26 protein-coding genes are annotated in these 26,039 nt (G+C 37.4%); 16 read left to right on the top strand and 10 right to left on the bottom strand.

The features are described from left to right. Positions 1-71 precede the first annotated feature (71 nt). From T360_RS0105385 to T360_RS0105310, 16 genes are read left to right on the top strand one after another with little or no spacing between them, the layout of a single operon-like run. A complete protein-coding gene (locus T360_RS0105385) occupies positions 72-1,301 on the top strand; it encodes a hypothetical protein (RefSeq protein WP_028911868.1) in 1,230 nt (409 codons plus the stop codon). After that, the gene (locus T360_RS0105380; protein ID WP_081772698.1) at positions 1,288-2,688 is read left to right on the top strand and encodes a lipopolysaccharide biosynthesis protein; all 1,401 of its coding nucleotides are present in this window, start codon (positions 1,288-1,290) and stop codon (positions 2,686-2,688) included. Before T360_RS0105385 ends, T360_RS0105380 begins: the two co-directional genes overlap by 14 nt. Then, positions 2,685-3,638 (top strand): glycosyltransferase family 2 protein, encoded by a 954-nt coding sequence (locus tag T360_RS0105375; RefSeq protein WP_028911866.1) that lies wholly within the window; start codon positions 2,685-2,687, stop codon positions 3,636-3,638. Before T360_RS0105380 ends, T360_RS0105375 begins: the two co-directional genes overlap by 4 nt. A 1-nt stretch (position 3,639) precedes the next feature. Further along, positions 3,640-4,725 carry an EpsG family protein gene (locus T360_RS0105370; RefSeq protein ID WP_028911865.1) on the top strand — a complete coding sequence of 362 codons (1,086 nt, stop codon included), beginning with the start codon at positions 3,640-3,642 and terminating at the stop codon, positions 4,723-4,725. Between the two features lie 12 nt (positions 4,726-4,737). Next, entirely contained in the window at positions 4,738-5,646 is a 909-nt protein-coding gene (locus T360_RS14725) for a glycosyltransferase family 2 protein (RefSeq protein WP_051523393.1), read from the top strand. 1 nt (position 5,647) lies between these two features. Further along, the gene (locus T360_RS0105360; RefSeq protein ID WP_036928916.1) at positions 5,648-6,385 is read left to right on the top strand and encodes a glycosyltransferase family 2 protein; all 738 of its coding nucleotides are present in this window, start codon (positions 5,648-5,650) and stop codon (positions 6,383-6,385) included. After that, complete coding sequence (locus T360_RS16630) at positions 6,386-6,613, top strand: acyltransferase family protein (RefSeq protein WP_028911863.1); 228 nt, start codon at positions 6,386-6,388, stop codon at positions 6,611-6,613. A gap of 28 nt (positions 6,614-6,641) precedes the next feature. After that, positions 6,642-7,406: an acyltransferase family protein gene (locus T360_RS0105350; RefSeq protein WP_255326909.1), complete on the top strand. Its 765-nt coding sequence runs from the start codon at positions 6,642-6,644 to the stop codon at positions 7,404-7,406. A gap of 5 nt (positions 7,407-7,411) precedes the next feature. Beyond that, positions 7,412-8,281 (top strand): alpha-1,2-fucosyltransferase, encoded by an 870-nt coding sequence (locus T360_RS0105345; RefSeq protein ID WP_028911861.1) that lies wholly within the window; start codon positions 7,412-7,414, stop codon positions 8,279-8,281. Beyond that, complete coding sequence (locus T360_RS0105340; RefSeq protein WP_081772696.1) at positions 8,278-9,495, top strand: Coenzyme F420 hydrogenase/dehydrogenase, beta subunit C-terminal domain; 1,218 nt, start codon at positions 8,278-8,280, stop codon at positions 9,493-9,495. Before T360_RS0105345 ends, T360_RS0105340 begins: the two co-directional genes overlap by 4 nt. Before the next feature lie 3 nt (positions 9,496-9,498). After that, positions 9,499-10,578 carry a polysaccharide pyruvyl transferase family protein gene (locus tag T360_RS0105335; protein ID WP_028911859.1) on the top strand — a complete coding sequence of 360 codons (1,080 nt, stop codon included), beginning with the start codon at positions 9,499-9,501 and terminating at the stop codon, positions 10,576-10,578. 4 nt (positions 10,579-10,582) lie between these two features. Next, positions 10,583-11,413, top strand: coding sequence for a glycosyltransferase (locus T360_RS0105330; RefSeq protein WP_036928912.1), 831 nt, complete (start codon positions 10,583-10,585; stop codon positions 11,411-11,413). 44 nt (positions 11,414-11,457) lie between these two features. Then, positions 11,458-12,489 carry a nucleotidyltransferase family protein gene (locus T360_RS14720; RefSeq protein ID WP_197019274.1) on the top strand — a complete coding sequence of 344 codons (1,032 nt, stop codon included), beginning with the start codon at positions 11,458-11,460 and terminating at the stop codon, positions 12,487-12,489. After that, the gene (locus T360_RS0105320; protein WP_028911857.1) at positions 12,486-12,890 is read left to right on the top strand and encodes a WbuC family cupin fold metalloprotein; all 405 of its coding nucleotides are present in this window, start codon (positions 12,486-12,488) and stop codon (positions 12,888-12,890) included. Before T360_RS14720 ends, T360_RS0105320 begins: the two co-directional genes overlap by 4 nt. Before the next feature lie 11 nt (positions 12,891-12,901). Beyond that, the gene (locus T360_RS0105315) at positions 12,902-13,555 is read left to right on the top strand and encodes a sugar transferase (protein ID WP_028911856.1); all 654 of its coding nucleotides are present in this window, start codon (positions 12,902-12,904) and stop codon (positions 13,553-13,555) included. Positions 13,556-13,564: 9 nt separating this feature from the next. Continuing rightward, a complete protein-coding gene (locus tag T360_RS0105310) occupies positions 13,565-14,860 on the top strand; it encodes a DegT/DnrJ/EryC1/StrS aminotransferase family protein (protein ID WP_028911855.1) in 1,296 nt (431 codons plus the stop codon). 5 nt (positions 14,861-14,865) lie between these two features. Here the strand turns inward: T360_RS0105310 and T360_RS14715 are convergent, their stop codons facing one another. From T360_RS14715 to T360_RS0105260, 10 genes are all read right to left on the bottom strand, one after another. Beyond that, positions 14,866-15,870, bottom strand: a complete 1,005-nt coding sequence (locus T360_RS14715; protein ID WP_051523389.1) for a hypothetical protein — start codon at positions 15,868-15,870, stop codon at positions 14,866-14,868. A 142-nt stretch (positions 15,871-16,012) separates the two neighbouring features. Then, on the bottom strand, positions 16,013-16,606 hold the full coding sequence (locus tag T360_RS0105300; RefSeq protein ID WP_028911854.1) for a sugar transferase: 594 nt from the start codon (positions 16,604-16,606) through the stop codon (positions 16,013-16,015). Further along, positions 16,606-17,880 (bottom strand): DegT/DnrJ/EryC1/StrS aminotransferase family protein, encoded by a 1,275-nt coding sequence (locus tag T360_RS0105295; protein ID WP_028911853.1) that lies wholly within the window; start codon positions 17,878-17,880, stop codon positions 16,606-16,608. The genes T360_RS0105300 and T360_RS0105295 overlap by 1 nt, the downstream gene beginning before the upstream one ends. A gap of 29 nt (positions 17,881-17,909) precedes the next feature. After that, positions 17,910-19,004, bottom strand: a complete 1,095-nt coding sequence (locus T360_RS0105290; protein WP_028911852.1) for a nucleotidyltransferase family protein — start codon at positions 19,002-19,004, stop codon at positions 17,910-17,912. A gap of 35 nt (positions 19,005-19,039) precedes the next feature. Beyond that, positions 19,040-19,879, bottom strand: a complete 840-nt coding sequence (locus T360_RS0105285; protein WP_231488098.1) for a glycosyltransferase — start codon at positions 19,877-19,879, stop codon at positions 19,040-19,042. Next, a complete protein-coding gene (locus T360_RS0105280; protein WP_197019273.1) occupies positions 19,870-20,748 on the bottom strand; it encodes a hypothetical protein in 879 nt (292 codons plus the stop codon). The genes T360_RS0105285 and T360_RS0105280 overlap by 10 nt, the downstream gene beginning before the upstream one ends. Positions 20,749-20,753: 5 nt before the next feature. Beyond that, positions 20,754-22,043, bottom strand: coding sequence for an NAD(P)/FAD-dependent oxidoreductase (locus T360_RS0105275; protein WP_028911849.1), 1,290 nt, complete (start codon positions 22,041-22,043; stop codon positions 20,754-20,756). 95 nt (positions 22,044-22,138) lie between these two features. After that, positions 22,139-23,224 carry a glycosyltransferase gene (locus T360_RS0105270; protein ID WP_028911848.1) on the bottom strand — a complete coding sequence of 362 codons (1,086 nt, stop codon included), beginning with the start codon at positions 23,222-23,224 and terminating at the stop codon, positions 22,139-22,141. A 2-nt stretch (positions 23,225-23,226) separates the two neighbouring features. Continuing rightward, positions 23,227-24,207, bottom strand: a complete 981-nt coding sequence (locus tag T360_RS15710; protein WP_051523387.1) for a glycosyltransferase family 2 protein — start codon at positions 24,205-24,207, stop codon at positions 23,227-23,229. Next, positions 24,208-26,001 (bottom strand): right-handed parallel beta-helix repeat-containing protein, encoded by a 1,794-nt coding sequence (locus T360_RS0105260; protein ID WP_197019272.1) that lies wholly within the window; start codon positions 25,999-26,001, stop codon positions 24,208-24,210. Positions 26,002-26,039: the final 38 nt, after the last annotated feature.

The following is a 26,039-nucleotide window of genomic DNA, read 5'->3' as shown; positions in this document are numbered from 1 at the left end:
ATTGTTTTATTCAACTGACTAGAGTAAAACAAACTTAATATAGTAGAGAGGTCTAATTAAGTAAAATTTTTATGAATAAAAGGATTATTAGAAGGATATTACCAAAGTGGATTATTACGCTACTTAAAAGAGGTAGACTTTATTTATATAAAAAACGGAATGGTCTCAAACTTATTAATACTCCATATCATGTATCAGAAATTGGAGAAAAAGGAACAGACACTTTCTTCGGTTATTATGATATTTCTCCTTTCAATGATAAGAATGAAATATTGTATTTGGAAGTACCAAGGGGGGGGCAATGTGCCAAGGTAATATTGAATGATATTTCTGGTTCCAACAAAAAAGTCATAACTACAACGAATGCATTTAATACTCAGCAAGGATCAAGGCTCAGATGGTATCCTGGTTCAAATGATATCGTCATTTTTAATGATTATATAAATGGAAAATATGTTAGCCGCAAAGTGAATGTTAGAACACAAGAACAAGAGCTAATTCCATATCCTTTATATGATATATCCCCAGATGGCAAATATGCTATCACATTGAATTTTGAAAGGCTTGGGGTTCTAAGACCAGGTTATGGATATACAAATAAACCATATGTACCAGAGGATGATTTAAGCAATGAGAGTATATCATTGGTAGATATGTCTACCTATAACATCAGCCCCATAATCACTTACAAGGAAATTGCTAAGGTTATGGGTGAGAATGATGGAGATTATGATTTAAACTATATTAACCACCTATCGTTTTCTCCAAATGGTGAAAAATTCTTGTTCTTCTGGCTCAAGAATGAAAAAAATTGGGCTAAAGCTAGTATGTTACAATATAACTTTGATAGCAAAGATATAATTATATTAGAAAATGAATTACGTGTGTCGCATTATACATGGATAAATAATAATGTGATTATGTGTACTGCTATCTCTGGTAGCTCTATAAACGATATGGAATGTCGATATTATTTGTATGAGGCTGGTAAAGAAAGACGGGTTGTAGGACAAAATGATTTACTTCGAGATGGTCATCCTACGCTTTTTAAAGATACTATTTTTTTGACAGATACGTATCCTGATATTTACTCTTATCAGTTATTGTTCTTGTATGATAAGGAGAAGGGCGTTAAACATAAATTAGTATATTCCTATAGTGTGCCTGTAAAAAACGAGGTGTTTAGAACAGATATGCATCCAAGGTTTAATGTGGATAAATCTATAATATGCTATGATGCAAATGTTAAGGGTGAAAGACGATTATACTTATTAAAAGACTGGAAATATGCCATCAACTAAACGATTTGCAAAAAATATTGGATATTATACTTTGGGAACCTTTGCAACAAGGCTTCTTCAATTTCTATTCGTTCCTTTATATACGAAGTTTATATCCACGGGCGATATGGGAACGTATGATTATATATTGGCTTGTGTATCCGTAGCTCTCCCTGTATTATTTCAATCAATATGGGAAGGTTCTTTCCGTTTTGTCATTGAGGCAAAGGGGCAGGAAAGGGCCACATTGTCAACGTGCTCAAAATATCTTCTTGCGTTAACCGTAGGATATACGTTTATATTTTGTATTATTGCGTTCTTTTTTCATACCCAATATGCTATTTATATATTGCTTTACGGAATAGGTCAAGTCGCTTCCTCGTATTGGCTGTTCTCTGCAAGGGCTTTGAAAGAGAATAAATTGTATGCTGCATCATCGCTTATAAGTTCCAGCGTATCGATAGTTTTGAACTTTGTTCTAATACTAGTTTTCCATTTAGGTATTGATGCGCTTTTTATTGCAACCATAACCGGTACATTAGTAATGGTTGCTGTAATGGAGAGTAAATTGAGACTTTTAAAAGATATATCCCGATATGATTTTGACAAGACTCTTTTAAAACAAATTATTAAATATTCAATACCTTTGGCAATAAATACCATATCATGGTGGCTTATGAGCTCATGTAACAGTATTATTATAACAACAACGGTTGGAGTCGAAAATAATGGAATATATTCTATGGCATTACGTTTTGGATCAATTCTATCTATATTTACTTCAATTGTTACATTAGCATGGCAAGAAGAAGCATTTAGAACGTATGGCGAAAAGGAACAAGATTCTTACTTTAACAAAGTACTTTCATTGCTTACTAAGTCATTGTTGGGTGGAGTGCTTGTATTGACTCCAGCCACTTATATTTTATATAAATATTTCGTTTTTGGTGATTATGTGATTGGTGTATATTTAGTTTCATTCATATATACTTCGGCTGTATTTAATGCTTTGTCGTGTCATTTAGGGAGTGCCCTTCTAGCAAGAAAGGAAAGCGGTATAATGTTTTATACAACGTTGTCTGGTGGCATAATTTCGCTATTGTTAGCACTTTTCCTTGTTTATCCTTTAGGCTTAATTGGTGTGGCGATATCTATGCTGATAGGTAATATTTTTAACTTCTTAATTCGAATACCTATATTGAACAAAAGAATTACTCTTCGAATTGATTATCATAGTATTATTGTATTGTTACTAATTATAGCATTGGTTTCAGTTTGCTGCCACTATTGCAAGATGAATCTTTCTAAACTAATACTTACAACTAGTGTCGCTATGGTGATTGCTATTATAATAAATCGAGAATTAATAGCGCAGTTTTTGAACAAACTTAAAATAATTAAAAAATGATAAATCCTCTTGTAACAATAATAGTTCCTGTATATAAAGCAGAGAATTATATTGCTCGTTGTGCAAAATCTTTGTTGGGTCAAACCTACGATAACATTGAATATTTTTTTGTCAATGACTGTACCCCTGATAATAGTGTAGAGTCGTTAGTTGAGACAATAAAAGCATATCCAGAGAGAGAAAAAAATGTCAATATTATCAATTTTGAATCAAATAAAGGCCATGCCTATGCTAGAAACGTTGCTTTAAAACAAGCATCTGGTAAATATGTCATTCAAATAGATGCAGATGATTGGGTCGAAAAAGACCTTTTGGAAGTATTGGTTCCGATAGCAGAAACCAATAATTCTGATATTACCTGCTGTAGTTTCTATTGGGAAGGCGAAAGCCAAACATATTGCAAGGTCTATTCGGAGAATGTAGGGAAGGAGGGATTGATGAATTTTAAAATTCTTCTTGAAAACTCAGCTCATTGGAACAAATTGATTAAATTATCGTTGATTCGTGATAATAATATTTATTGTCTCGAAGGAACTAATAATTGGGTTGATGTCGGTCAGGTAATCCCATTGCGTTTCATGGCGAACAAGGTTTCATCGACAGATAAAGCTTTATATCATTATAACGTAGGTAATATTAATTCTGTAAGTAGAAAATTAACACCCAAAAGAATTGAGGATATGCTTCGAGTTACAGATCATGTAACATCTTTTGTTGAGAATAGAAGTAATGGAGAGTATTCTCTGTCTATGAATTATTTGAAATTTTACGCCAAGTGGGCTTTAATTGCAGGCGACAATTCATCATATAAAAGCTGGAGAGAGAAATACCCGGAATCTAACAAGTATTTATTTAAATACCCCTTCCCGACTAGTAGGAAAATACTTTTTCTTTGTGCTTTATATCATATGAGCTTTATTTACGAACTAGCAAAGAGATTATCTGCGTAATATGTTTATCTTTTTAGCAGTTTTAGCCGCCACTATTGTAATTTGTTTTTTATCTGAAAAAAAACAAAGAGTTGGCGTAATTGTATTGGGCGGTATTATGATGCTCTTATGTGGTTTAAGAGCAAATACAGTCGGTGCTGATACTGATGGTTATTTTAGGTTTGCAGATTTCGCAACGAGTGAAGAGTCTAGCGAACGTTTTGGTATATTATATCTCTCATTAAGGTTATTATGTGGTATTTTTGATAATCCACAGGTATTCATTTTTGTCATTGCATTATTAACTTTTGTCCCCTTATTATGGCTTATCATAAAAAAATCACCTTTACCGGCGGTTTCTTTGCTGGTGTTTATGGTTGCATCAAGTCATTACTATTTGGAGTGCTTTAATATTATCAGACAGCTTTTGTCTGTAGTTTTCGTATATTTATTCATTTATTATTATTTTCAAAAAAAATATTTATGGGCCTGCTGTTTCCTTATTTTGGCATTTTTGGCCCATAAATTTGCATTTTTTGTTATTCTTGTTCTGCCATTTTTGCGTAGAAGAATACCTTTTCCTGTAATTTTATGCTTAATTACTATTTCGGTAATATTAGGATATATAGGTACATTAGATTTCTTAACTGAATTTCTAGTTGGTCTTAGTAGTTATGGCAGCGAATCCGCATATAATGTTGCTTCACTGGGCAATTATGTTAATATTCATGAGTTAAATTCTAAATGGAGTGCTGCTGAAGTATTATCTCATTGGTTTCCAGTTACAGTTGTATGCATATTCGGATATCGGAAGTCAAAAGCAAGTAATCTATATAATATGCTTTATAATATGCTTTTTGTTGGCGCGATAATTACAAATTTACTGATGTCCAACGTATATTGTGATAGAATAGCCTCTTATTTTACAGTAAGTCAAATCTTTATAGTAGCAAATTGCCTTTCAAAAGGATTGACAATATCTAAAGTTGCTATAACGTTTGTGATTTTTTTCTATGTTTTGTTTTATATGTACACATTATATATTCAAAATTTGGATATTGATTTTGTTGATAATGTTATGCCATATAAATTCTGTTTTGAAAAATAGAATTATCGTACTATGAAAAGAGTTACAGTTCTATTATCCACCTTTAATGGGGAAAAATACATAGAGGAACAGTTGGTATCCGTCAGGAATCAGAAAGGTGTTAATATTCAAATTGTTGTTAGAGATGATGGCTCTAGTGATAATACTTGCAAAATACTTGAAGAATGGCACGAGAAAGACTATCTGACTTGGTATAGAGGTCGTAATTTAAAAAGTGCAAGAAGTTTTTTGGATCTCTTGAAAAATTCTGGAGATTCTGATTTTTATGCATTTTGCGATCAAGATGACGTTTGGTTAGAGGATAAACTGATATCTGGTATACAAAAGCTTGAAATACAGTTGGAAGAAAAACCCTCTTTGTATTTTTCCAATTACCAGATGGTTGACTCTAATTTAAATAAAATAGAAACGCCATTGAAGGACATAATTTATCCAGATATTTATCATTCAATTATTTCAAATGAAGTGACTGGGTGTACATTGATTATAAATAAAGCATTACGCGACATCATAAATACATATAACCCTGAATTTATAAGTATGCATGATGATTGGATATATAATGTTTGTATTTCTATTGGAGGTATTGTAGTTTTTGATACTAAGCCACATATATTTTATCGTCAACACTCAAATAATGTTGTTGGTGGTATTAAGGATTCTTTTGTAAAGAAGAATAAAGTCCGATTGAGAAAGCTCTTTACTGAGGGGGAGTATTTGCGAAGTAAATTGGCAAAAGAATTAATAAGCGGATATGCCGATGACATGTCTAAAGATGTTTTAAATGAATTGACTCTTATTTCAAATAATAGACTGCTCAAAAACCGATTTAAAATTTTAATTAACACTAAACATTATAAAGGGCTTAGTCTTGAGCGAAAATTTAAATTCATTTCTATGATACTTTTTAATAAGTTTTAATATGGTATCGATTATTATTCCTACCTATTGTAATTTGGCTTTATTGCAACAAGCACTCGAGGGTATTAAATCTCAACAGGGTGTAGAGTATGAAGTGATAGTTGTTGACGATTCACCAAATGACGAGATTTCAAATTATGTTAGTAATAATCATGATTTGAGATACTTTCATAATAAACCATCATTGGGTGCAGTAAAAAATTGGAATTATGGTATTTCTTTGGCGCGGGGACAATATATCATATTGCATCATCATGATGAGTACTTGAAAGATGAAGGCTATTTGCAAAATGTTATTAATGCCCTTAATTCTAATGATGTTGTAATTACCAACATTAAGGTTGATAGAGGTGAAGGATATAATTATCTAAGTGTACCAAATTGGTTGAAATGCATATTTATTAGAATTCCTTCACTTCTTCTTATTAATAATCTTATTGGGCCATGTGCATGTGTTGCATTTAAAAAGGAAATATCTCAATTTTTTGATACAAATTTAGTATGGAAGGTTGATTCGGAATGGTATTATAGAATATTTCGAAAAAATAAGAGGATATACTTAAAAGAAGTCTGTGTTTACTCAACCCATGGCCATAACGGGCAAATAACAGGAACCATTGATGTATATAAAAGTTCCATAAAGGATATAGAGTATTTAAGAGGCAAGTATTCGAGTTGTTATATGAAGGTAATATTATATATTTCAAAGCTAATTGAAAAATATAAAAATAGAAAATAAATGGATTATCAGCATAGATTGATTTGGATTGATTCTTCGAAAGGATGGCTTATGGTTCTGGTCGTTATAGGTCATGCTATTCAAAGTGTTCTAAAAGATGGCTGTTACGACAATCAAGTGTGGAACGTTATTTATTCTTTCCATATGCCTGCTTTTGTAGCATTAAGTGGATGGCTGATGTATAAGAAAAATGTATATGGTGAGCCTGTCTGGGGGGGGGTACTTTAAACTTGTTAAGAGGCGATTCTTCCAACTTATGACACCCTATTTCTTGTGGTCAATTATTAAATTTTTGTTTGCAGGTGGTTTTACTATTAATAGGATGTTAGATAGTGTTTTATATCCTGATACATCATTCTGGTTTTTATGGGTTTTGTTTTGGATATGGCTAATATTTACTTTGGGGCAAAATGTCTCCAAATTAATTTGTGTCGATGAACTTATAGTCCTTTTAGTCATGTCTATATTATTAATGGGCGGGATGGCATTATATGAATTGAGATACTTTGGTTTCCAATTTATAGCTTATTATTTTATATTTTACATATTAGGCTACATGTTAAATCGATTTGACTTATTAGCTAGTTTAAATGATAAGTTAGTATTGTTGTTCTTTTTAATATGGTTATGTCTTGCATGGGGTTGGAATATGCATTCTCTGCCTTCGTGGATCCCCTCCTTTCCTTATGTTCCATCTTCATTGGTGCAATATTCATACAGAGGGATTACTGCTACTTTTGCAATAATAGTGCTTTTGTATTACTGCCCGCAAATATTGATAAGAACTTGCGGCTTCCATAGGCTTATCGCATGGTCTGGAAAAGTATCGCTGGGTATTTACGTCGTTCATTTAATTTTGTTAGGATTTGTCACAGGGTTTCTGCAATCTCTTGATTTTTCTATGGGAAGTATGATATATATAGTAATATCTGCATTACTCGTTTATTTGTTATCAATTGTCTTTGTATACGTGTTGATGAAGAATAAATATGCGGCAAGATATTTACTTGGTAAAATTTAAAGGAAATGAAAATAGTCAATATTATAGGCGGTTTAGGGAATCAAATGTTTGAGTATGCTTTGTACTTAGCCCTAAAAGATGCGCACCCGGATGAAGTTATAAAGGTTTGTACTCGTAGCTTTAATGGTTATGGACTTCATAATGGTCTCGAATTAGATCGTATTTTTAATGTGAGAGTTAATGAAGCTTCATTGAGTGAATTATGTAAGGTTGTTTATCCAATATTTAACTATAAGATGTGGCAGGTAATGATTCATTATTTACCACAAAGAAAATCAATGACATCAGGAACAACGCAAATCCCATTTGATTTTGGAGAAGTCACTCGAAATGATTCGGCATTTTATGATGGTTATTGGCAAAACGAAGGGTTCTTCAAGCATATTCGGGAACAGGTTCTAAATACTTACTCTTTCCCTATCTTTAAAGATGTAAAGAATGAACAATTAGCTGGAAAACTTATAAGAAGCAATTCGGTTTCAATTCATATTAGAAGAGGTGACTATCTTAAGGAGCCTATCTGGTGCGTATGTGACCAGGATTATTATGAGAGAAGCATAAAATATGTTTTATCTAAGGATAATGTGAATTTCCTTTGTGTATTTAGTGATGATATACAATGGTGCAAGGAGAACCTGCAAAGTATATCTGGAGATGTAGAGATAGAATATGTGGATTGGAATAAAGGGTATGAATCATATCGCGATATGCAACTAATGACATATTGCAAACACAATATTATTGCTAATTCATCATTCTCTTGGTGGGGAGCTTGGCTAGGACAGCGAGAAGGAAAGATGGTTATAGCACCTAAGGTTTGGTGCAAAAAGCCTATTGTAAATGACCCTATTTGTGATAATTGGATTAGATTATGAATATTTCCAATCCTTCTGCTCTTCGAAGTTGCACAAGTTGCCAGGTATGTGCAGCCGTATGTCCCCATAATGCCATTACCATTAAATTAAATCCTGACGGGTATTATAGACCATTGATTGATGATTCATTGTGCGTTAACTGTGGAATATGTATGTCCATCTGTTACAAATATGATAAAGATTTCCTTACATCAACTGCAGAGTCGTTAAAGGATAATAAACTCTTTTCTGCTTGGGCACGTGACGAAAAAGTGTTGATGTCTACTACATCTGGTGGTATCGCAGATATATTAGCACACCATTTGCTACAGAAAGGATATAAAGTTGTTGGTGTATTATATAACGATAAGAAAAAAAGAGCAGAGCATCATGTCGCGGAACAACCGGAACAACTAATTCCTTTTAGGGGCTCAAAATATATTCAGAGCTATACCATTGATGCTTTTAGAGAAGTTATAAAAAACTGTCGCTACGCAAAATATGCGGTATTCGGTACACCATGTCAAATATATGCTCTAAGCAGATGGGCAGATAAGCGCCACCTTAAAGAGAATTTCTTTTTTGTGGATATATATTGTCACGGCTGTCCATCCAGTCTTGTCTGGAATAAATATTTAGATGATATAAAAAAAAGCAGTGGATATTCCACATTTGATAGTTTAACTTTTCGTAGTAAGAAAAAAGGCTGGGGCACATATTGTATTGAGGCAATGGTAAACGGAGAATCTGTTTATTTGAGTAAGAAGAATGATAAGTTCTTTGAACTTTTTTTCTCCGATTACGTGTTAAACGATTCATGTTATAATTGTAACTTTAGGAGTTCATTTGAATATAGCGACATTCGTTTAGGAGATTTCTGGGGTAGCAAATATATAGGGAATCGCCGTGGTGTCTCTGCAGTGACTATTTCTTCGCCAATAGGTAAGACAATATTTGATGAGATTGATAACTCGATTGAATATCGCGAGTGCAAATTAATAGATTTTTTGCCAAATCAAGGCTGGAACAAACAGTACCCCATTTACAAAGATGGTAGAGAGGTTGTTTTTAATGCACTAAAAAATGAAGGTACCACTATTGATGATGTGATAGAGGTGCTGCGTTCTAACCAGGGTGTTACAAAATCAATAATTAGAACCATAAAATTAATTCTCTCTTATTTGCCATCGCCCTTATCAGATAGTATCAAACGATTAGTTTACAAGATTAGATAATAAATGAAAATAGGTATTTTGTCCATGCAACATGTGAGGAATTATGGATCATTCCTCCAAGCATACGCACTTAAAACGACACTTGAGTCATTTGGACATCAGTGTGAGTTCGTTGATATTGAACAGGGCGTTCCTTTGCCAGGACTGGAAAGGAATATGAGATATCTAGTAGGGATGGCATTTAAACGCTATTTTAATTGGAGTACGGTCAAAACACTCCTCCCAAGAAGAAAATATACAAAGATCTATCAGAAACGTTTTGATAACGAATTTCTGCCAGAACTAGGTATTAATAAACACACTTTTGAGAAGTATGATCTGGTGGTTATAGGTAGCGACGAAGTGTTCAACTTCAATCAACACACTAGTTATGGTTTTACCCCGCAGTTGTATGGAGATGTGAGAAATGCCAAAAAAGTGATATCATACGCAGGCTCGTTTGGCACTACGACCATTGATGTGATAGACAAGTTCGGGGTAAGAGACCGGCTTGTTGCTGCAATGAGCAAGTTGACGGCAATCTCAGTCCGTGACACAAATTCGTTGTCTGTGGTAAAGGATTTGTTGCACAAAGATCCTTCCTTTAACATTGACCCTGTGTTGATGTTTGATTATCATAAATATGCGAAAGATCCTAAAGAGAAAGATTATATTGTAGTGTATTCATATCCTAACAGAATTAAAGGAAAAGACGAGATAAATGCTATTCGGTCATTCGCAAAAATAAAAGGGAAGAAGCTTATATCTATATGTTTTTATTTCCCCTGGTGTGATGAGACTGTTATTCCGCATCCTTTTGAAGTATTAGGATACATGAAGAATGCTGATTATATAATTACGGACACCTTTCATGGTTGTGTTATGTCAATCAAGTTTAACAAGAAGTTTGCAGCTCTTGTTAGGGAAAGTAATTTGCAAAAGATGAACTCACTGCTGGACCAGTTTGGATTAAGTGAAAGAGCGTGTCATGATATAACTCAAATTGGAGCGATTGTTGATAGAGACATCGATTATAATCCCGTAAATGATTTGCTAAAGAAAGAGCATATAAAATCTATTGATTATTTGAAGAGTAATCTCTAAAGCGATGAGTTTGCAGTTTTCAGTTATTACATCAGTATATAAAAACGATAAACCAGAGTATATCCGGGTAGCTCTTGACAGTTTACTTGTACAGCAGACTGTTAAGCCTGATGAAATTGTATTAGTACAGGATGGGCCGGTGTCACACGAGACATCAAGGCTGTTACTTGAATACAAGGACAATTATGGCGAGAAGCTGAATGTTATCAAGCTTACACAGAACAAGGGGCTTGGCAATGCTCTAATGCTTGGCGTGGAGAATGCTAAGTATGATATTGTTGCTCGAATGGATAGTGATGATATTTGTGCGCCTGATAGGTTTGAAAAACAACTTGCTTATCTAGAATCTCATCCGGAATGCGATATAGTAGGCGGGCAGATTACTGAATTTATTGATACTCCTGATAACATAGTAGGGAAACGTGAGGTACCATGTGATAATGAGGCAATATACCATTATATGCGTAGCCGCTGTGCACTGAATCATCCCACGGTAATGTTCAAGAAGAAGGCTGTCCTGGATGCAGGTAATTATCAAGATTGGTTCTGGAACGAAGACTACTATATGTGGATACGTATGATGGAGAGAGATTGTGTGTTTGCTAATTTGCCGGATGTCCTTGTTAATATGCGTTCTGGCCTTGACCAATATGGTAGACGAGGTGGCAAGAAGTATTTCGATAGTGAGATAGGCATTAAGAAATTGATGCTAGAGAAGGGTATGATAACCCGTAAGGAGTATATTGTTAACTATGTTCAACGTTTCATCATTCAGTTGATGCTGCCTAATAGTGTACGAGGTTGGGTATTCAGAACTTTTGCAAGAAAAAAGTAAATAGCGGTGACATAGAGATGGACTTGTTCTATGAACTAATACAGATGTCGTTAGGTCGTCGAGAATTTCTCTCGCGAACTCCATCTTCACAGGAATGGTCTGCCTTATATAAAGAATCTGAAAGGCAGGCTATACTTGGTGTTATACTTTTGGGGCTTGAAAGATTACCAGATAATCAAAGACCACCAAAAGAGTTATTGTTGAATTGGATAGGAATTGGAGAAGTGATACGCCAGCACAACAAGTTAGTTAATAAGCGCTGTCGTGAACTTATTAAGTTATTGACAGAATCAAATGAACGGTACTGTCTTCTAAAAGGACAAGGTAATGCGATGATGTATGTTGATCCTTGTAGTCGAAATGCAGGTGATATTGATGTATGGTTAGACGGTGGTAAAAAAAAGATTGTTGAGTTTGTTTATAGCTTATTTCCTGATATTAATGTCCAGTATCATCACATGGACTTTCCAATCTTTAGGGATGTAGAGGTTGAAGTTCATTTTTTTCCTTCGTTTTGTTATAATAAGATTCATAATAGAAGACTTCAGCAGTATTTCATGGAACATAGTGTGGAACAATTTGGACATCAAGTTAAGTGGAATGATTCAGAAGAAATGATTTGTGTACCAACTTTATCATTTTACCTGGTATTCCAATTGTCACATATGATGCGGCACTTCTTTACTCAAGGAATAGGTTTGAGACATGCGATTGATTATTATTATTTGCTTTCTCAGAATATAACTGTTTCTGAAAAGAAAGAAACGGTTTGTGTCATGAAAAGGTGCGGCATGTACAAATTCCTTTGTGCATTGATGTGGATTGAAAAGGAGATATTTGGATTACGAATGAATCTTGATATTGCACCTGTTAATGAGAAGGCTGGAAAAATGGTCTTGCAAGAAATGATGGCAGGTGGCAATTTCGGTAAAAACTATGGTCACAATAAAGGAGATATTCTGTATGTATATTCAAAACAAATGTTATATAGATTGAGGTTCATCAAAGAGTTTCCATCAGAACCACTATGGAGGCCTGTAGCACTTGTTTGGGATTATATTAAGAAAAGAGTATGAAGATAATTGATACCACGTTGTTAGATAAGATTACCTCTTTGGCGAAGGAGTCACCTCGTTTGAGGATGAACTGTAATTTTCATCAGAGTCTTGATGATAAGTGCCATAGATTTTTGAATGCTGTGGAGCCTGGAACTGTGGTTGAGATACATTGCCATCCAACGAAAGACGAGTCGTTTGTGCTACTTCGTGGTAGAGTTCGAGTAAATACATACAATGACGACGGTACAGTGCTAGAGAGCGTTGTTCTCTGCCCGGAGGAAGGACTCTACGGGGTAGATATCCCCAAGAATGTCTGGCATAATGTGGAATGCTTGGAGCCTGGAAGTGTCTTCTTTGAATGTAAGGAAGGGCCATTTGTCCCACATGAGCTGGAAGGGATACTTTCAGTTAAAGGATAAGAGATCTTGTTATGATACTAAAATTTGTTTTCGACCGTCTGGTCGCATTGATAGGATTGTTGTTCCTATGGCCTGTGCTGCTGGTTGTGGCGATATTGGTGAAAGTAAAAATGCCGGGAGGACCTGCGTTCTTTGTGCAGAAGAGAGTGGGAAAGAATGGCAAGTTGTTTAACTGCCATAAATTCCGCACGATGACTGTGAAACACAATGGTTCGACTGTGAGCGTAGCTGGGGATAGTCGCATCACTCCTTTTGGCTCAACTTTACGGCATTACAAGATAGATGAACTTCCTGGACTTTGGGATGTACTGCGGGGCAAGATGAGCTTCGTGGGGCCACGCCCTGATGTTCCAGGTTATGCAGATAATCTCCAAGGTTCGGATAGGGATGTGCTGAAGCTTCGCCCAGGTATCACAGGGCCAGCGACATTGAAATACCGGTTGGAAGATGAAATGATTTCTGAGTATGTGGCTCAGAAACAGAAGGCTGGTGATAATCGGCCTATGCAGGAGATAGCCGTAGAGTACAATGATACGGTTATCTATCCAGATAAGGTGCGACTGAATTGCTATTACTACAGACATTATTCGTTTGTGAAGGATATACAAATGATATTATGTACTGTACTTGGTAAGAAAATGGAATATAATGGAGAACTAATTTAAGAATGCAATATGTCTGAAAGAAAAAGAATTTACCTCTGTCTGGCTCATATGAGCGAGGACGGAATAGAACAGAAGTACGTAAAAGAAGCATTTGATACAAACTGGGTAGTACCCCTGGGTCCCAACGTGAATGGGTTTGAAAAAGACCTGGAAGAATTCGTGAACCAAAATGAAAAAAGGGAAGGATTGAAGAATGGAAGTCTTTCTAAGCGTGTGGTGGCACTGAGTGCTGGTACGGCTGCGGTGCATCTGGCACTGCTGAACTGTGGCGTGAAGCCTGGGGATGAGGTGGTTGTGCAGAGCTTTACATTCTGTGCTTCAAGTCATCCTATAACATATCTGGGCGCTACACCTGTGTTTGTGGATTCTGAGAAGGATACCTGGAATATGGATCCTGAGTTGATGGAGGAGGCAATCAAAGACCGTGTTGCCAAGACTGGAAAGACTCCTAAGGCTATCGTGCCTGTTGCTCTTTATGGTATGCCATACAAGATTGACCGCATCATGGAGATTGCGAACAAATACGGAATCCCAGTAGTGGAGGATGCTGCTGAGGGATTTGGCTCTAAATATAAAGGACAGGTGCTGGGCACTTTCGGTAAGTATGGTGTACTGAGCTTCAACGGCAACAAGATGATTACGACCTCAGGCGGTGGTGCGCTGATTACAGAGGATGAAGAGCACTGGCGCGAGATTATGATGTATGCTACACAGTATCGTGAGAGCTATCCGTACTATCAGCATGAGAAGATAGGCTACAACTACCGTATGAGTAATATCTGTGCAGGTATTGGTCGCGGACAGATGACTGTGGCGAATGACCATATTGCACATCATAAGCATGTGCAGAAGATGTATGAGGAGCTGCTTGCTGATGTGCCTGGTATAACCGTGCATAAACAGCCAAACAATGGTGATTATGATTCTAACTATTGGCTTTGCACCATCACTATCAATGAGAATGTGAAGGTGAAAGGTCAGGAGAATGCATACAAGACCATCGTAACAGGTGCTGTAGGTGGTGCAGCTGGTGTTATCCATGCAGCAGAATCTGCTACTACAGACTGTCAGCCAAATGAAAACGTAGAGGCAATGCGTGTGGCTTTGGATGCTGCAGGCATCGAGGCTCGCCCAGTGTGGAAGCCCATGCACAAGCAGCCTGTATATAAGGATGCCCCCGCCTATGTGAATGGTGTATCAGAGGCCGTCTTTAAAGTTGGCATGTGCCTGCCCGCTGGTCCATACGTCAGCGATGATGATGTGAAGTACATCGTTGAAACCATAAAAGGTAATATCCTAGCCTAATCCCCTCATCCCCTAAACGCGGCTTGCATCAGGCGGTAGCGGTCTGACAGTTCCAGATTGGTATAGCGAAACACGGCTTCGGAACCATTTCGGTGCAGGCCTGCCGCATAGTAGTTTATCTGCACTTTGTTGAGCATGTCGATATGCGTCTTTCGCGCCAGTTTGGATGTCGCAATCCCGCAGATGGGCTTATACACATTGTCGCCTGTCTCGGGGCAATAGATACTTACGCGACGGGTAATGCCGCAAAACGCCAATAGCTGTCGCAACGTCTTGTTGTAGCGCTGCTTGGCGTAGTTCAGATCCTTGTCGAAAAACCGCAGTTGGGTGCGCTGGATAATCTCTAAGGCAGGCTCTATCAGCGGTGTGGTCACCTCTCGATTCGACGTCTGAAACCGCATCGTCTTATGGGGGATATAATGTACGTAAGGGATGCCCTCGTCGGAAACAGCTATCTTTTCAGGCGTGAGTCGAAGCAGGTCGCTGATACGACAACCTATAGCACAGTTTAGTACAAATAGATCCTTAGCCCACTGCAATTCCTTAGGCACCTTCGTATCTATCACCCGTTTCAACTCCTCGGCCCGCAAGTATATTGGTGCATCATACATCACATGCATCATAATACGCCGCTTCTCCATCGAAATATTTCGAAACGGAGAGCGGCGTATTTCGTTTGTATTCTCAAGCTCGGCAAAGAATGCCTGAAGCAGTTTCAGGTCGTGCACCACCGTGGTGTCGCGCATGCGTTTTCGGGGTGGACGATGACCTGACGAGCAAGGATAGAGATCGGGATGTAGCGGTACGTAGGTGTATTCGTCGTAGATAAACTGCCGATATTGCAGCACCATGTCGGTTGTAAACTTGCTGGCGGATATCTTCGGTTTGCCACTAATGATGAGGAACCGGTGCAGCTTCTCGGCCTTTCCCAAGGCCACAGCATAACGTCCGTCGCCCATCACCCCATCGCGGTGCGCCTCGTTGATGTATCGCAGCAGTCGCTGATACATGGTTTCTGATTTCTTACATAGTGGTAATTCGCTAAAAACGTGAAAGCATCTGCTTAAAATAGTTAATCTTTTCTCCATGGCTTTCTTTTAAACAAACGGAGAAAAGGGGATTTTATTGTATTTTTTATTAAGGAGTAGTCAACTACCTTTCCTTCACAATCACCCAGAAGGTCTTGAATATCAATCCCAAGTCGTATAGGAAGTTGTGCTTCTCCACATATTCAAGATACAACTTAATTTTCTCCTGCATAATGACCTCGATATAATATTTCTCAGGGTCTTCTGCTTTTTCCATCAGCTCATTCTCATTCCTGAACTTAATAGACGCTGGATCTGTAATACCAGGACGTACATCCAGCACATGCATCTGCTCAGGTGTCCAGTAGTCCACATAATGACGTACCTCCGGCCGAGGACCAACCAACGACATATCTCCCAAGAATACGTTAATGAGCTGTGGCAGTTCATCAAACTTGAACTTACGGATAAAGTAGCCAGAACGAGTGACACGAGGGTCATGCCCACCAATGGTTACCAGACTACCTTTATCAGCCCCAACTCTCATCGAGCGGAACTTAAAGATGCGGAAGTCCTTGTTCTTAAAACCCACACGCACCTGGCGATAGAACACCGGGCCTTTGCTATCCAACTTTATCCATATAGCAAGTATTATGAATAGTGGACTCAGCACAATCAAGCCAAGCCCACTAGCTACTACGTCGAAAATCCTCTTCATTAAAGATTCTTTATGATTTCTACAAAATTAGAGATGACATACTCTACGTCCTCATCCGTCAGTTTTGTGTGCAACGGCAGTGTCACCTCATTCTCAAACAGATGATAAGCATTGGGATAATCCTTGATGTCGAATCCCAGTGCCTTGTATGCCGTCATCATAGGCAGCGGCTTGTAGTGCACATTGCAGGCAATACCACGCTCAGCCATCTGTTCAATCACCTTATTGGTATCCTCACGCGTCTTACCTAGCAAGCGTACCAGATACAGATGATGCGAACTGCAATGGTCAGCCCCCTTATGATTCAGCACAGCCACATTCAAGTCCTTTAATGCAGCATCATACTTTGCCACAATCTCCTGGCGGCGTTTCAACATGCCATCATAACGCTTCATCTGAACCAATCCCATGGCGGCCATAATGTCCGTCATATTGCATTTATACCAAGGACCGATGATGTCATACTCCCAGGCTCCCAACTTCGTCTTTGCCAATGCATCCTTGTTCTGGCCATGCAGAGAGAACAACTGCGAAATGCGATACAACATCTCATTCCAAGTTTCACCCTCTTTCTTAGGTACAGTAGGCATATAATCAGCATCCGTAGGAACAACCTCATTGCCAAAGGGCAGGTTCCAAGTCAGTGCGCCTCCTTCAGCAGTAGTGAAGTTCTTCACCGCATGGAAGCTGAACGAAGAAAAATCTGCAATTGCTCCAGCCATTTTCCCATGCCACTGGGCACCAAAGGAGTGGGCACAATCTGCAGAGATAACTATTCTGCCTATCTTAGCCTGCAAAGCATTGTTAGGCTTGAACAGTCCCTTCTTTGCTTCTACAATCTCAAACACACGATCATAGTCAGCTACGATACCACCCAGATCCACAGGTGCAATCACCTTAGTCTTTTCCGTGATGGCATCAGCCAGTTTGTCGTAGTCCATCTCCACATTGTCCTTCTGGCTATCCACCAGCACCAGTTTGCAGCCCACATGCTGTGTTACAGAGGCCGTTGCCGTATAGGTATATGCCGGTACTATCACCTCATCGTCAGGCTGAATATCCAGCAGATGCAACACCATCTCCAGTGCTGCTGTAGCAGAGTTCAGGCATACAGTATTCTCTGTGTGTACATAATCAGAAATCTGCTGTTCCAGTTTTTTTGTACGCGGGCCTGTTGTAATCCATCCCGAAAGAATAGCCTCACGTACCTCTTTTGCCTCTCCCTCCGTCATATCCGGCGGAGAGAAAGGTATGTTTCTTAATTTCATGTTCATAATTCTTATATCATTAATCATCTTAAAATCTATAAATACCCCTTACTCATTCTCCAACTCCAGTGCCAGACTCTCCATAGTGGCATCCAAAGAACTTCGCTAGGATAGTGCTTGAGATAGCGAAGATTGCGCTTTATATTAAACAAACCATGCTGTATCTTGTTATCTACAGGAATAGCTTCGTTTCTATCATCATACTTGCCAAAGTTACCTCCTCGCAATATTTCATCAAGCAGGAACTTACCTTCCCTGTTGTTTGGCTCGCAAAGGAGCAATGTCTCATCAATATCAAATACTATACGTAGCACATACATCACAGCTCCGATGAACTTTTTCATTCCAAAAGAGCACAATGTAGCAAAAGCTTTTACTCTTTCTTCATTGCTGCTATGAATAAGAATATAATAGTAATCCATTAACTGCCTCAGACCAATACCCTCTTGAAACACATGACGATAGATATGGATCAGAGAGAACACGAGGTTGAACTCTATAGTAGGATAGCAGAACTTTACCTCTTTGTCATAGTTAGCCATCTGGGCAGCCTTGTTTGCTTCTATCCATTTCTGGAGCTTCCTATCAGTAAACGGATTATACATCCAGGTTGGCTTGAAATGAGCCTCCACTTCTGCATCAGTAAAGAATCCCACATGACAGTTAACGTAGTCAATATCGGAAAGACCTATATATTGCTTCTTTAGTACTTTTACAACATCATTCCTAAAACCATTCACCCAAATGTCAATGTCTCCACTTTGTCTCAGTTCCGGTTTAGGATATAGTCTAGCAACACCCTGCCCTTTTAATATACAGCTATCATATCCCCAACTTTTCAGGATTCTTGTTAGCATTTCAGATCTCTCATCCATCAGTTTATTCTGACGCTTTATGTGTTCTGCTATTCCTATCCATTCGTATAACAACGTTAATGGGGGCTTCTGGCTAGTATCTATCTCTGATAGTCTCTGAATCCCTTCTATCATTACTCCAACCAGACTTTGCTTAGAAGCAATATCATATATTGAGTGCCAACCATTCTCACTTAAATGAAGGGGGGGCTTTATTTGCTTGCCTACTGCCAACTGCAGTATCAAGAAGAATTTCTGTATATTTTCTGAAAGCATTATCAATCGTTATCGTTAAGGCTTTCGTTGAGATCTTACCTTGCAGTCTTATAAATCAAATTTAGAATAGTTGTAGGCATCATCTTCGCCCCTGCATACGCCATTGCATACAGATATGCCTTCAAAGGATAGTGCAACATATTATTCACTTTCCAGCGAAGGGTCAAGATGCCTTTTGCATGTTTCCATCCTCTGCGACGATTGAAGAAGTCGTCATTCAAACGGAATTTGAATAAATATTCTGGCACATTGGCAAACTTACAACCGGCTGCAAAGCCTTGTGCCCACATCATTGTATCCTCGCCAAAGTAGGTATCCAACGAATACAAACCAGCCTTCTCTATGTAGCTTCTGCGGAACATCACTGTGGGATGAATCATACAGTCCCTAATCATAAACTGCTTCCAGCATCCCTCATGTTTTTCAGGCATCTGCTTGCGGTAGTACTCACTACCGTCAGACTTTATTTCTATAGCCCAGGTACCTAAGCACTCCGTTTCAGGATGTGACTCCATATAAGCAATCTGCTTCTCAAACCTCTCCGGCATAGATATATCATCTGCATCCATTCGGGCTATAAAGTCATAATTCTTTGGCATTACTATTCTGAGCAATTCATTCAAGGAATACGCTAACCCCTTGTTCTCGTCTCTTCTATTAATATGGATGCGCTCATCCTTCAGCCCAGATAGATAATCATCTACATCCTTTTGAACGTATCCATCATATTGAATATAGAAATCAAAGTCAGAATAACTTTGATTAAGGATGCTTTCTGTGGCAAGTTTTACATATTCTAATACATCACTCTTGTAAAGTGACATAATCACAGCAAGTGTTTTCGGTTTTTGAATGTTCTCTCTTGTTATTTCCATTTTGACAATTTAACTGGATGTAAAAAAAACTTATCCTTTGGGAAATCGTTTATGAGTTTTTCTAGACTATAACCATATTTATCCAACAAGTGAATCGACTTAGTCCATAAAGCCCCATTATGCAATTTAATATCCTTGTCAAATTTAAGTTTTTTCGTGGAGAGTATTAACGCTGTGGGAATTGCAACTTCGACAAATAAATTTGTTGCCGCAAAAGCGCCACAATAAGTACAGAAACTGCTCATTGCATCTGATGTTATAAACAAAGAATCACTATAACAGCCTACTAAAGGATAATTAAGTTTTCTATACCATGGTAGTTTTTTTATAGCCAAAACATAATTCTGATAATGAGGTAGCAATACAGAAAAAGGTATGGGGCCTGTAGGCAAATTATAATAGTGAAATCTTTCTATGGCAAAATCCTTACTTGGTAGAATCTTTTCTATTTCCACTCCAGGAATATTTATTCTATATGTAAGAGCATCCCAAATTGGACTCCAAAAAATCTTCATCGTTTGGAACACTTTCAAATTTGCTGGAATAAAGCATTCATCTTTATTTATGCCAACCAAATCCCAGATATTCTGCTCATCCACCTCGGGATTAACAATCATGTCATCTGCTATAACAAGATAATGCGTAAACCCATTATCTTTTATATGCGTATATGCCTGGCTTATATAACCCTGAAAATTATATGATGATTCATAAACAGGAATTACATCTACACCTTCAATTTTGCCATCATAAAAAGGAACGACATGGTATATGTAACTGAACTTTTTTGAATATAATTCTTGAACTCGCTTTATATTCTTGTCAAACCTATGATTATAAATAACTAATAGAGCGACCTTCGTTTCCATATGAATCATTTTTGGCTAATTATTTTACACAAATCCATTGCTGCACCCATCGCTACATCCATATTATAATACTCCCAGTCTGCAAAGCGTCCTGTAAAGTAAAAACCAAAAGGAGAGAGTGTTGCTTTTAAATTCTGAATCATTGTTCGCGTATTTGCATCCTGAATAGGATAAGTATATTTATTATACTTATGATCAATATACTTTGGACTGAGTGGAATGCGTTTCAGGTTCTCAAGAATATCTTTCTTGCTTATTTCATCCGTAAACTCAATGGTAGCAGTAATACGCCCTTCTGGAACGGAGGCATCATTATTCGTTTGTGAGAAATTACCGGTACAAATGATACGGTGACTCTCATGGCGACGAGAAGGCTGATAAATCCAGGAATATGGATTCTTATCTATTTCACAAAACACTGCAGTGGTTCCATGATACTCCAAGGCATCGACTGGCGCTTTGTGTGCCTCCACATCAACTCCTTTAATTATCTTCACCATGTCCTTGATATTGCCGCAGAACACAACCTTGTCAAAGTCTTCACCACATACAATCCAATGACCATTTTTGTATTCTATACAATCAATATCTGAATTGTACTTTATATCTAACCCTTCTGCAAGTTTATCTGCAATATACTGTGAACCATCTTTCTTTTCATACCAGAAAGTGGAATGGACAAATGCCTTCTCCTCGACCTTATTAGCATTATTATCACGCATTTCCTGAGTGGTTGGCATCGGGAGTTTGCCCTCCATCCATGACATAGGCACTGTGGTCAAGTCTCGCCTCCATACCTTTTCGTTATAGGGCTGGAAATAAAGATTATATAGAGTCTTACCAAAACGCCAGCGAAGGAAATTACCAAAGCTATCATAGTCTGTGAATTTGGCATTAAGGCCTTTTACCTTATCAATTTCCTCCAAATCTTCATAGAAAGCCTTCTGTGTCTCCTCATCAAAGAGGTACATATGGTTTTCTATGGGGTATGGTATATTGTCATGTTCTAGTGAAGTTCCATTCTTGTCCATAAAAACACAGGAGTTTCGATCTGTTTTTGAGAATTCCTCTTCCTTTACGAACTTTGACCAGAACCAGTCAAGTACATCCTGGCGCTTTGAATTAAACACATGGCCCCCACATGTATGGAAAAGGCTGCCATTAACTCTACGACATTTAATAAGGCCTCCAGGTTGGCTTTCTTTTTCAAAAACAACCACACGATTGTTTTCACCTAAAAAATGTGCTACACTTAAGCCGGATACTCCAGCTCCTATTACTGCTATTTTCATCATATATTTAATGTCATTTGTTACTATATGTAATCTCCTTACATCTGTGTAATCTCCTTACATCTGTGTAATCTCCTTACATCTGATTAGTCTTTCCGTTATCGCAAAAGTACTAGTTTCAAATAGTCTGACCATTTGTCAAATAATGCCTTCTCACAATGAGTTTCCATAATAGTCCGCGCGTTCTTGGCTATTTTTTCGCTGATATCCTTTTTTGATAGACATAGCGTCATAGCCTTTGCAAGTTCATCAACATTTCCTACAGGTACTATCATACCGTTAACACCATCTTGTATTAGAGAACGTGCACCACCTGGACGACAATCTGTAGAAATACATGGGAGTCCTAACGCCATGGCCTCCATCAAAGCATTTGGCATACCTTCAAAGTCAGATGAAAGTACAAACAATGAAGCTTTATATATACAGTCCCACAAATCTTTCCTACTTGGATGAAAAAAGACCTTTTCATCCAACCCGAGATCGCCTACCTGCTTTTTAAGTTCATCATACAAATCTCCATCGCCATACATTTCAAGTACATAGTCCGGAAACGACTTCGATATCTTAGAGAATGCATTAATCAGCAATTTTTGGTTTTTCTGAGGGTGAAATCTCCCAACGTTTATTATACGTTTCTCGCGAATTTTAGGAATAGGGTACTTATCTTGAGGAACATTCACAGAATTATGAATTACTATAGATTTTCTAATCACATCATCGGAAAAGAAATCTCTGGCGCCTTCTGATTGAAAAACCAATCCATCCATTCTTTTGATAGTATAATCTCTTATCTTGCCTAACAAACCACTATACTCTGCATCATATGGATCACCTCTCTCTGAATATATGACTTTGCCTCGTTTTTTGCTTGAAAGAGTCAAGCAAAAATATGCCGACTGAAGATTATAATGAATAATGACATCAGGTCTCTCCTGCTTAATGACTTTACGAAAAGCGACCAATCTCTTATAGATTTTACCTATAGAGCTTTTGGTACCATTTTCAACATCTGAGACATCCACAATCCGCACCTTATTATCGATGGGATATGGGGATTTATTTTCAGCCAGTACACAAAGAACCACTTCATGCCCTCGCAAAGCCAGCTGATTAGAAAGAAGTATGATTTGGCGCTCTGCTCCACCCGCTCCATGCAGATAACCTACTGTAACAATCTTCATAATTAATAAACCAAAAATCTTTTCAAAACTTTTACTGCAACCTCAGCAATCTGATAATTAATTGCGAATAAGACAGCAAGTCCTTTGCGACTCAAAGACATAGGAGAGTTTAATAATGTTTTTACATTACCCATATGTTCTTTAGTCAATGATTTAACCAACTCATCTTTATTTAAACTCGGATCTGCGATACCATAATATGCAATCTTACATAATAGAGAGAATGCAGTGCGTCTCTTTTTTACCTCACCCAAAAATCGAATTTGTCCGTAATCTTCCACTGATGTCATTTTATTTAATTCTTCAGCAGCCTCATACAGGTCAAAATCCTTTTTCTTAAGCCCCCCCATCGAGATACTATCTCCAGCCTGGAAATAGAAATACTTAATTTGATTAGAGTACACCATTTTTTTGCAACGTTGGAGGACTTTATATTTCAGGTCGATGTCTTCATTAATCTTCCCCTCCCTAAATCTTAGACCCTCAAAGAGTTCTTTCTTAAACAGACACATGCATACGCTATACGCCTCTTTCCTCAAATACTCTTCCAATATCGTCTTACCTTCCAAGATTGAGATAATTTCCTTTGGTTGGCGCGTATGTTCTTTAAACTCCTTTGTTTCTTCACAACAAAACTCTATTGCATCTGCTTTATTTTCGCATAGAGTATTCACACAATAATCTATAGTATCATTTTCAATCCAATCATCACTATCAAGAAATGTTATATAATCACCTTCTAACACACTATCCAGAGCCGCATTTCTGGCACTTGACAGACCTCCATTTGGTTTATGTATAACCTTAACTCGAGAATCTTTTTTTGAATACTCGTCACAAATGGCCGGACAATTATCCGGTGACCCATCATCAACAAGAACTACTTCAATATCATTGTAGTTCTGACTCAGTACTGAATCAACGCATCTACAAAGATATTTTTCGACTTTATATACTGGAATAATGATAGATACCTTCATCATCTATTCTATTATTGTTTTCTCACCTGCCTGAAAAATTTGCCTCTTAGCAGGGCGATTATTATTCAATTTCAGATTCTTTGAACTATATAGCCAATATTTGATTCCAGGGGCTGATCCGAACTTGTTATTTTTGATTGAAGCACCATCCGAGGTGCAATAGATATACTTTACTGTATGACTTCCTTTTGACACCTTTATTCGAACGATATTATCTTCAAAAGAACCGCCATATAACGCTATAAAGGAATCTGTGTCATTTTCTTTTGTTTGTACAAATGTATTGTGTGACGTTCTTGTTTTCGTTTTCAACATCACTTTAGGCGTTTGAATATTATTTGATTTTATACTTACATTACCATTGAGCTCGAATAGTTTTTCAACAATCACCTTATTATTATTAAACTGTCCGTTGTAAGGCGTGCCACTTAAAGTATTTCCAAGAATTTCATTGTTGTCGAACGTACAATCACTTCCATTTAGTTTGACATTGCCCTTAATATTATTTTTCCTGAAGGTATTGTTACTTGCAGTACAACTTAAATTACCATAAATTCTATTTGTTTCAATTGTATTTCCTGTTGCATTATGAGCAGAGGTCATAAATTCTGGTGTTTCAATTATATTCTCACAAATCAAAGCATCGTTTGTATAAAAAGCAAATCCTGCTGCACCTTTTATTGAATTACTTTTAATTGATGTTTTCTCTGCAGAATTAAAGACGCAACAACCAGAACTTTCATTTCCTGTATAGATAACTTTATTAGATGATATTTGACAATTCTTTACTCCGTTATTAATTACAACAACACCTGAGGCGGCACTACGTAGATGGTTATTGATTATTAGCAAACCATCACATCTTCCAACATACAAAGACGAATAGCCAGTTGTACCAATATCACAGTTTTTTATCGTAACATTTTTTACTTGATAATCTTTAGTTGCTGTAAAAATACCTATCCCCTTTTCTGATTCTATAGTCACATTATCTATTGTGATATTATGACAATAACCATTTGAATTAGGTTCAATATCTATCCCCAAATAAGGTTCAGTACCTTGGATATTAGTAATCACCCCATTCGAGATGGAACAATTGTCCGCATATATAACACTTATACCTTGACGACGACAATTATCAATAGTAAAACCTGTTATACTAACATTCGTATTGACTACATTACCATCAACAGCAATTCCATCTCCCCAGCATTTTTTGACATTCACATTACTGATAGAAACATTCCTTGATCCATCCGTCACACGAATACCATGCCCCCATTGTCCTATGCTGCCTTGATGTTGTTCCCTTTCCCCAATGTAAGAACCTCCTTTTATCGTTATATTATGCCCCGTTGTTGCAACTATAGCATAACTTATCAAATTATTGGGGCGCATTCTGATTACACCATTATTCTGCAGTACAGTTTTACTCTTCAATATTAAGGCAAATTTGTCAGAAGGACTAGCCGTCACCCAATAATCCCTACTCTCCAATTTAATAACATTATGCACGTTTTCTGATGTTAATGCAAATACTTGTTTCAAGACGTCATCATCAGTAATATTCTTGAAGTAATTGCTTTTTATCACAGGAACCACCCATTCTCCTTTTATTTGAACATGATCAAAAATAGGAGCTGAAGCACTTTTGATCTTTGTATCATTTCCTACGATTGTCCCATTCTTCAAACAGCCATTCCCACTAAAGACCAAAGTCACTTTACGGGGTAAAAACAAAGTATCGCCATTTAAATCAGTTATCTTGGACACAACATATGTTTTGTCAGACATAGCGTTTTTGGCAGAAGAGCATGAGACAAAACTAGTCC

The sequence above is a fragment of the Prevotella sp. MA2016 genome, from assembly GCF_000619825.1.
Lineage (GTDB): Bacteria > Bacteroidota > Bacteroidia > Bacteroidales > Bacteroidaceae > Prevotella.
The sequence above is the reverse complement of the archived record's forward strand: the minus strand, read 5'-3'. Positions and strand labels throughout refer to the sequence as shown.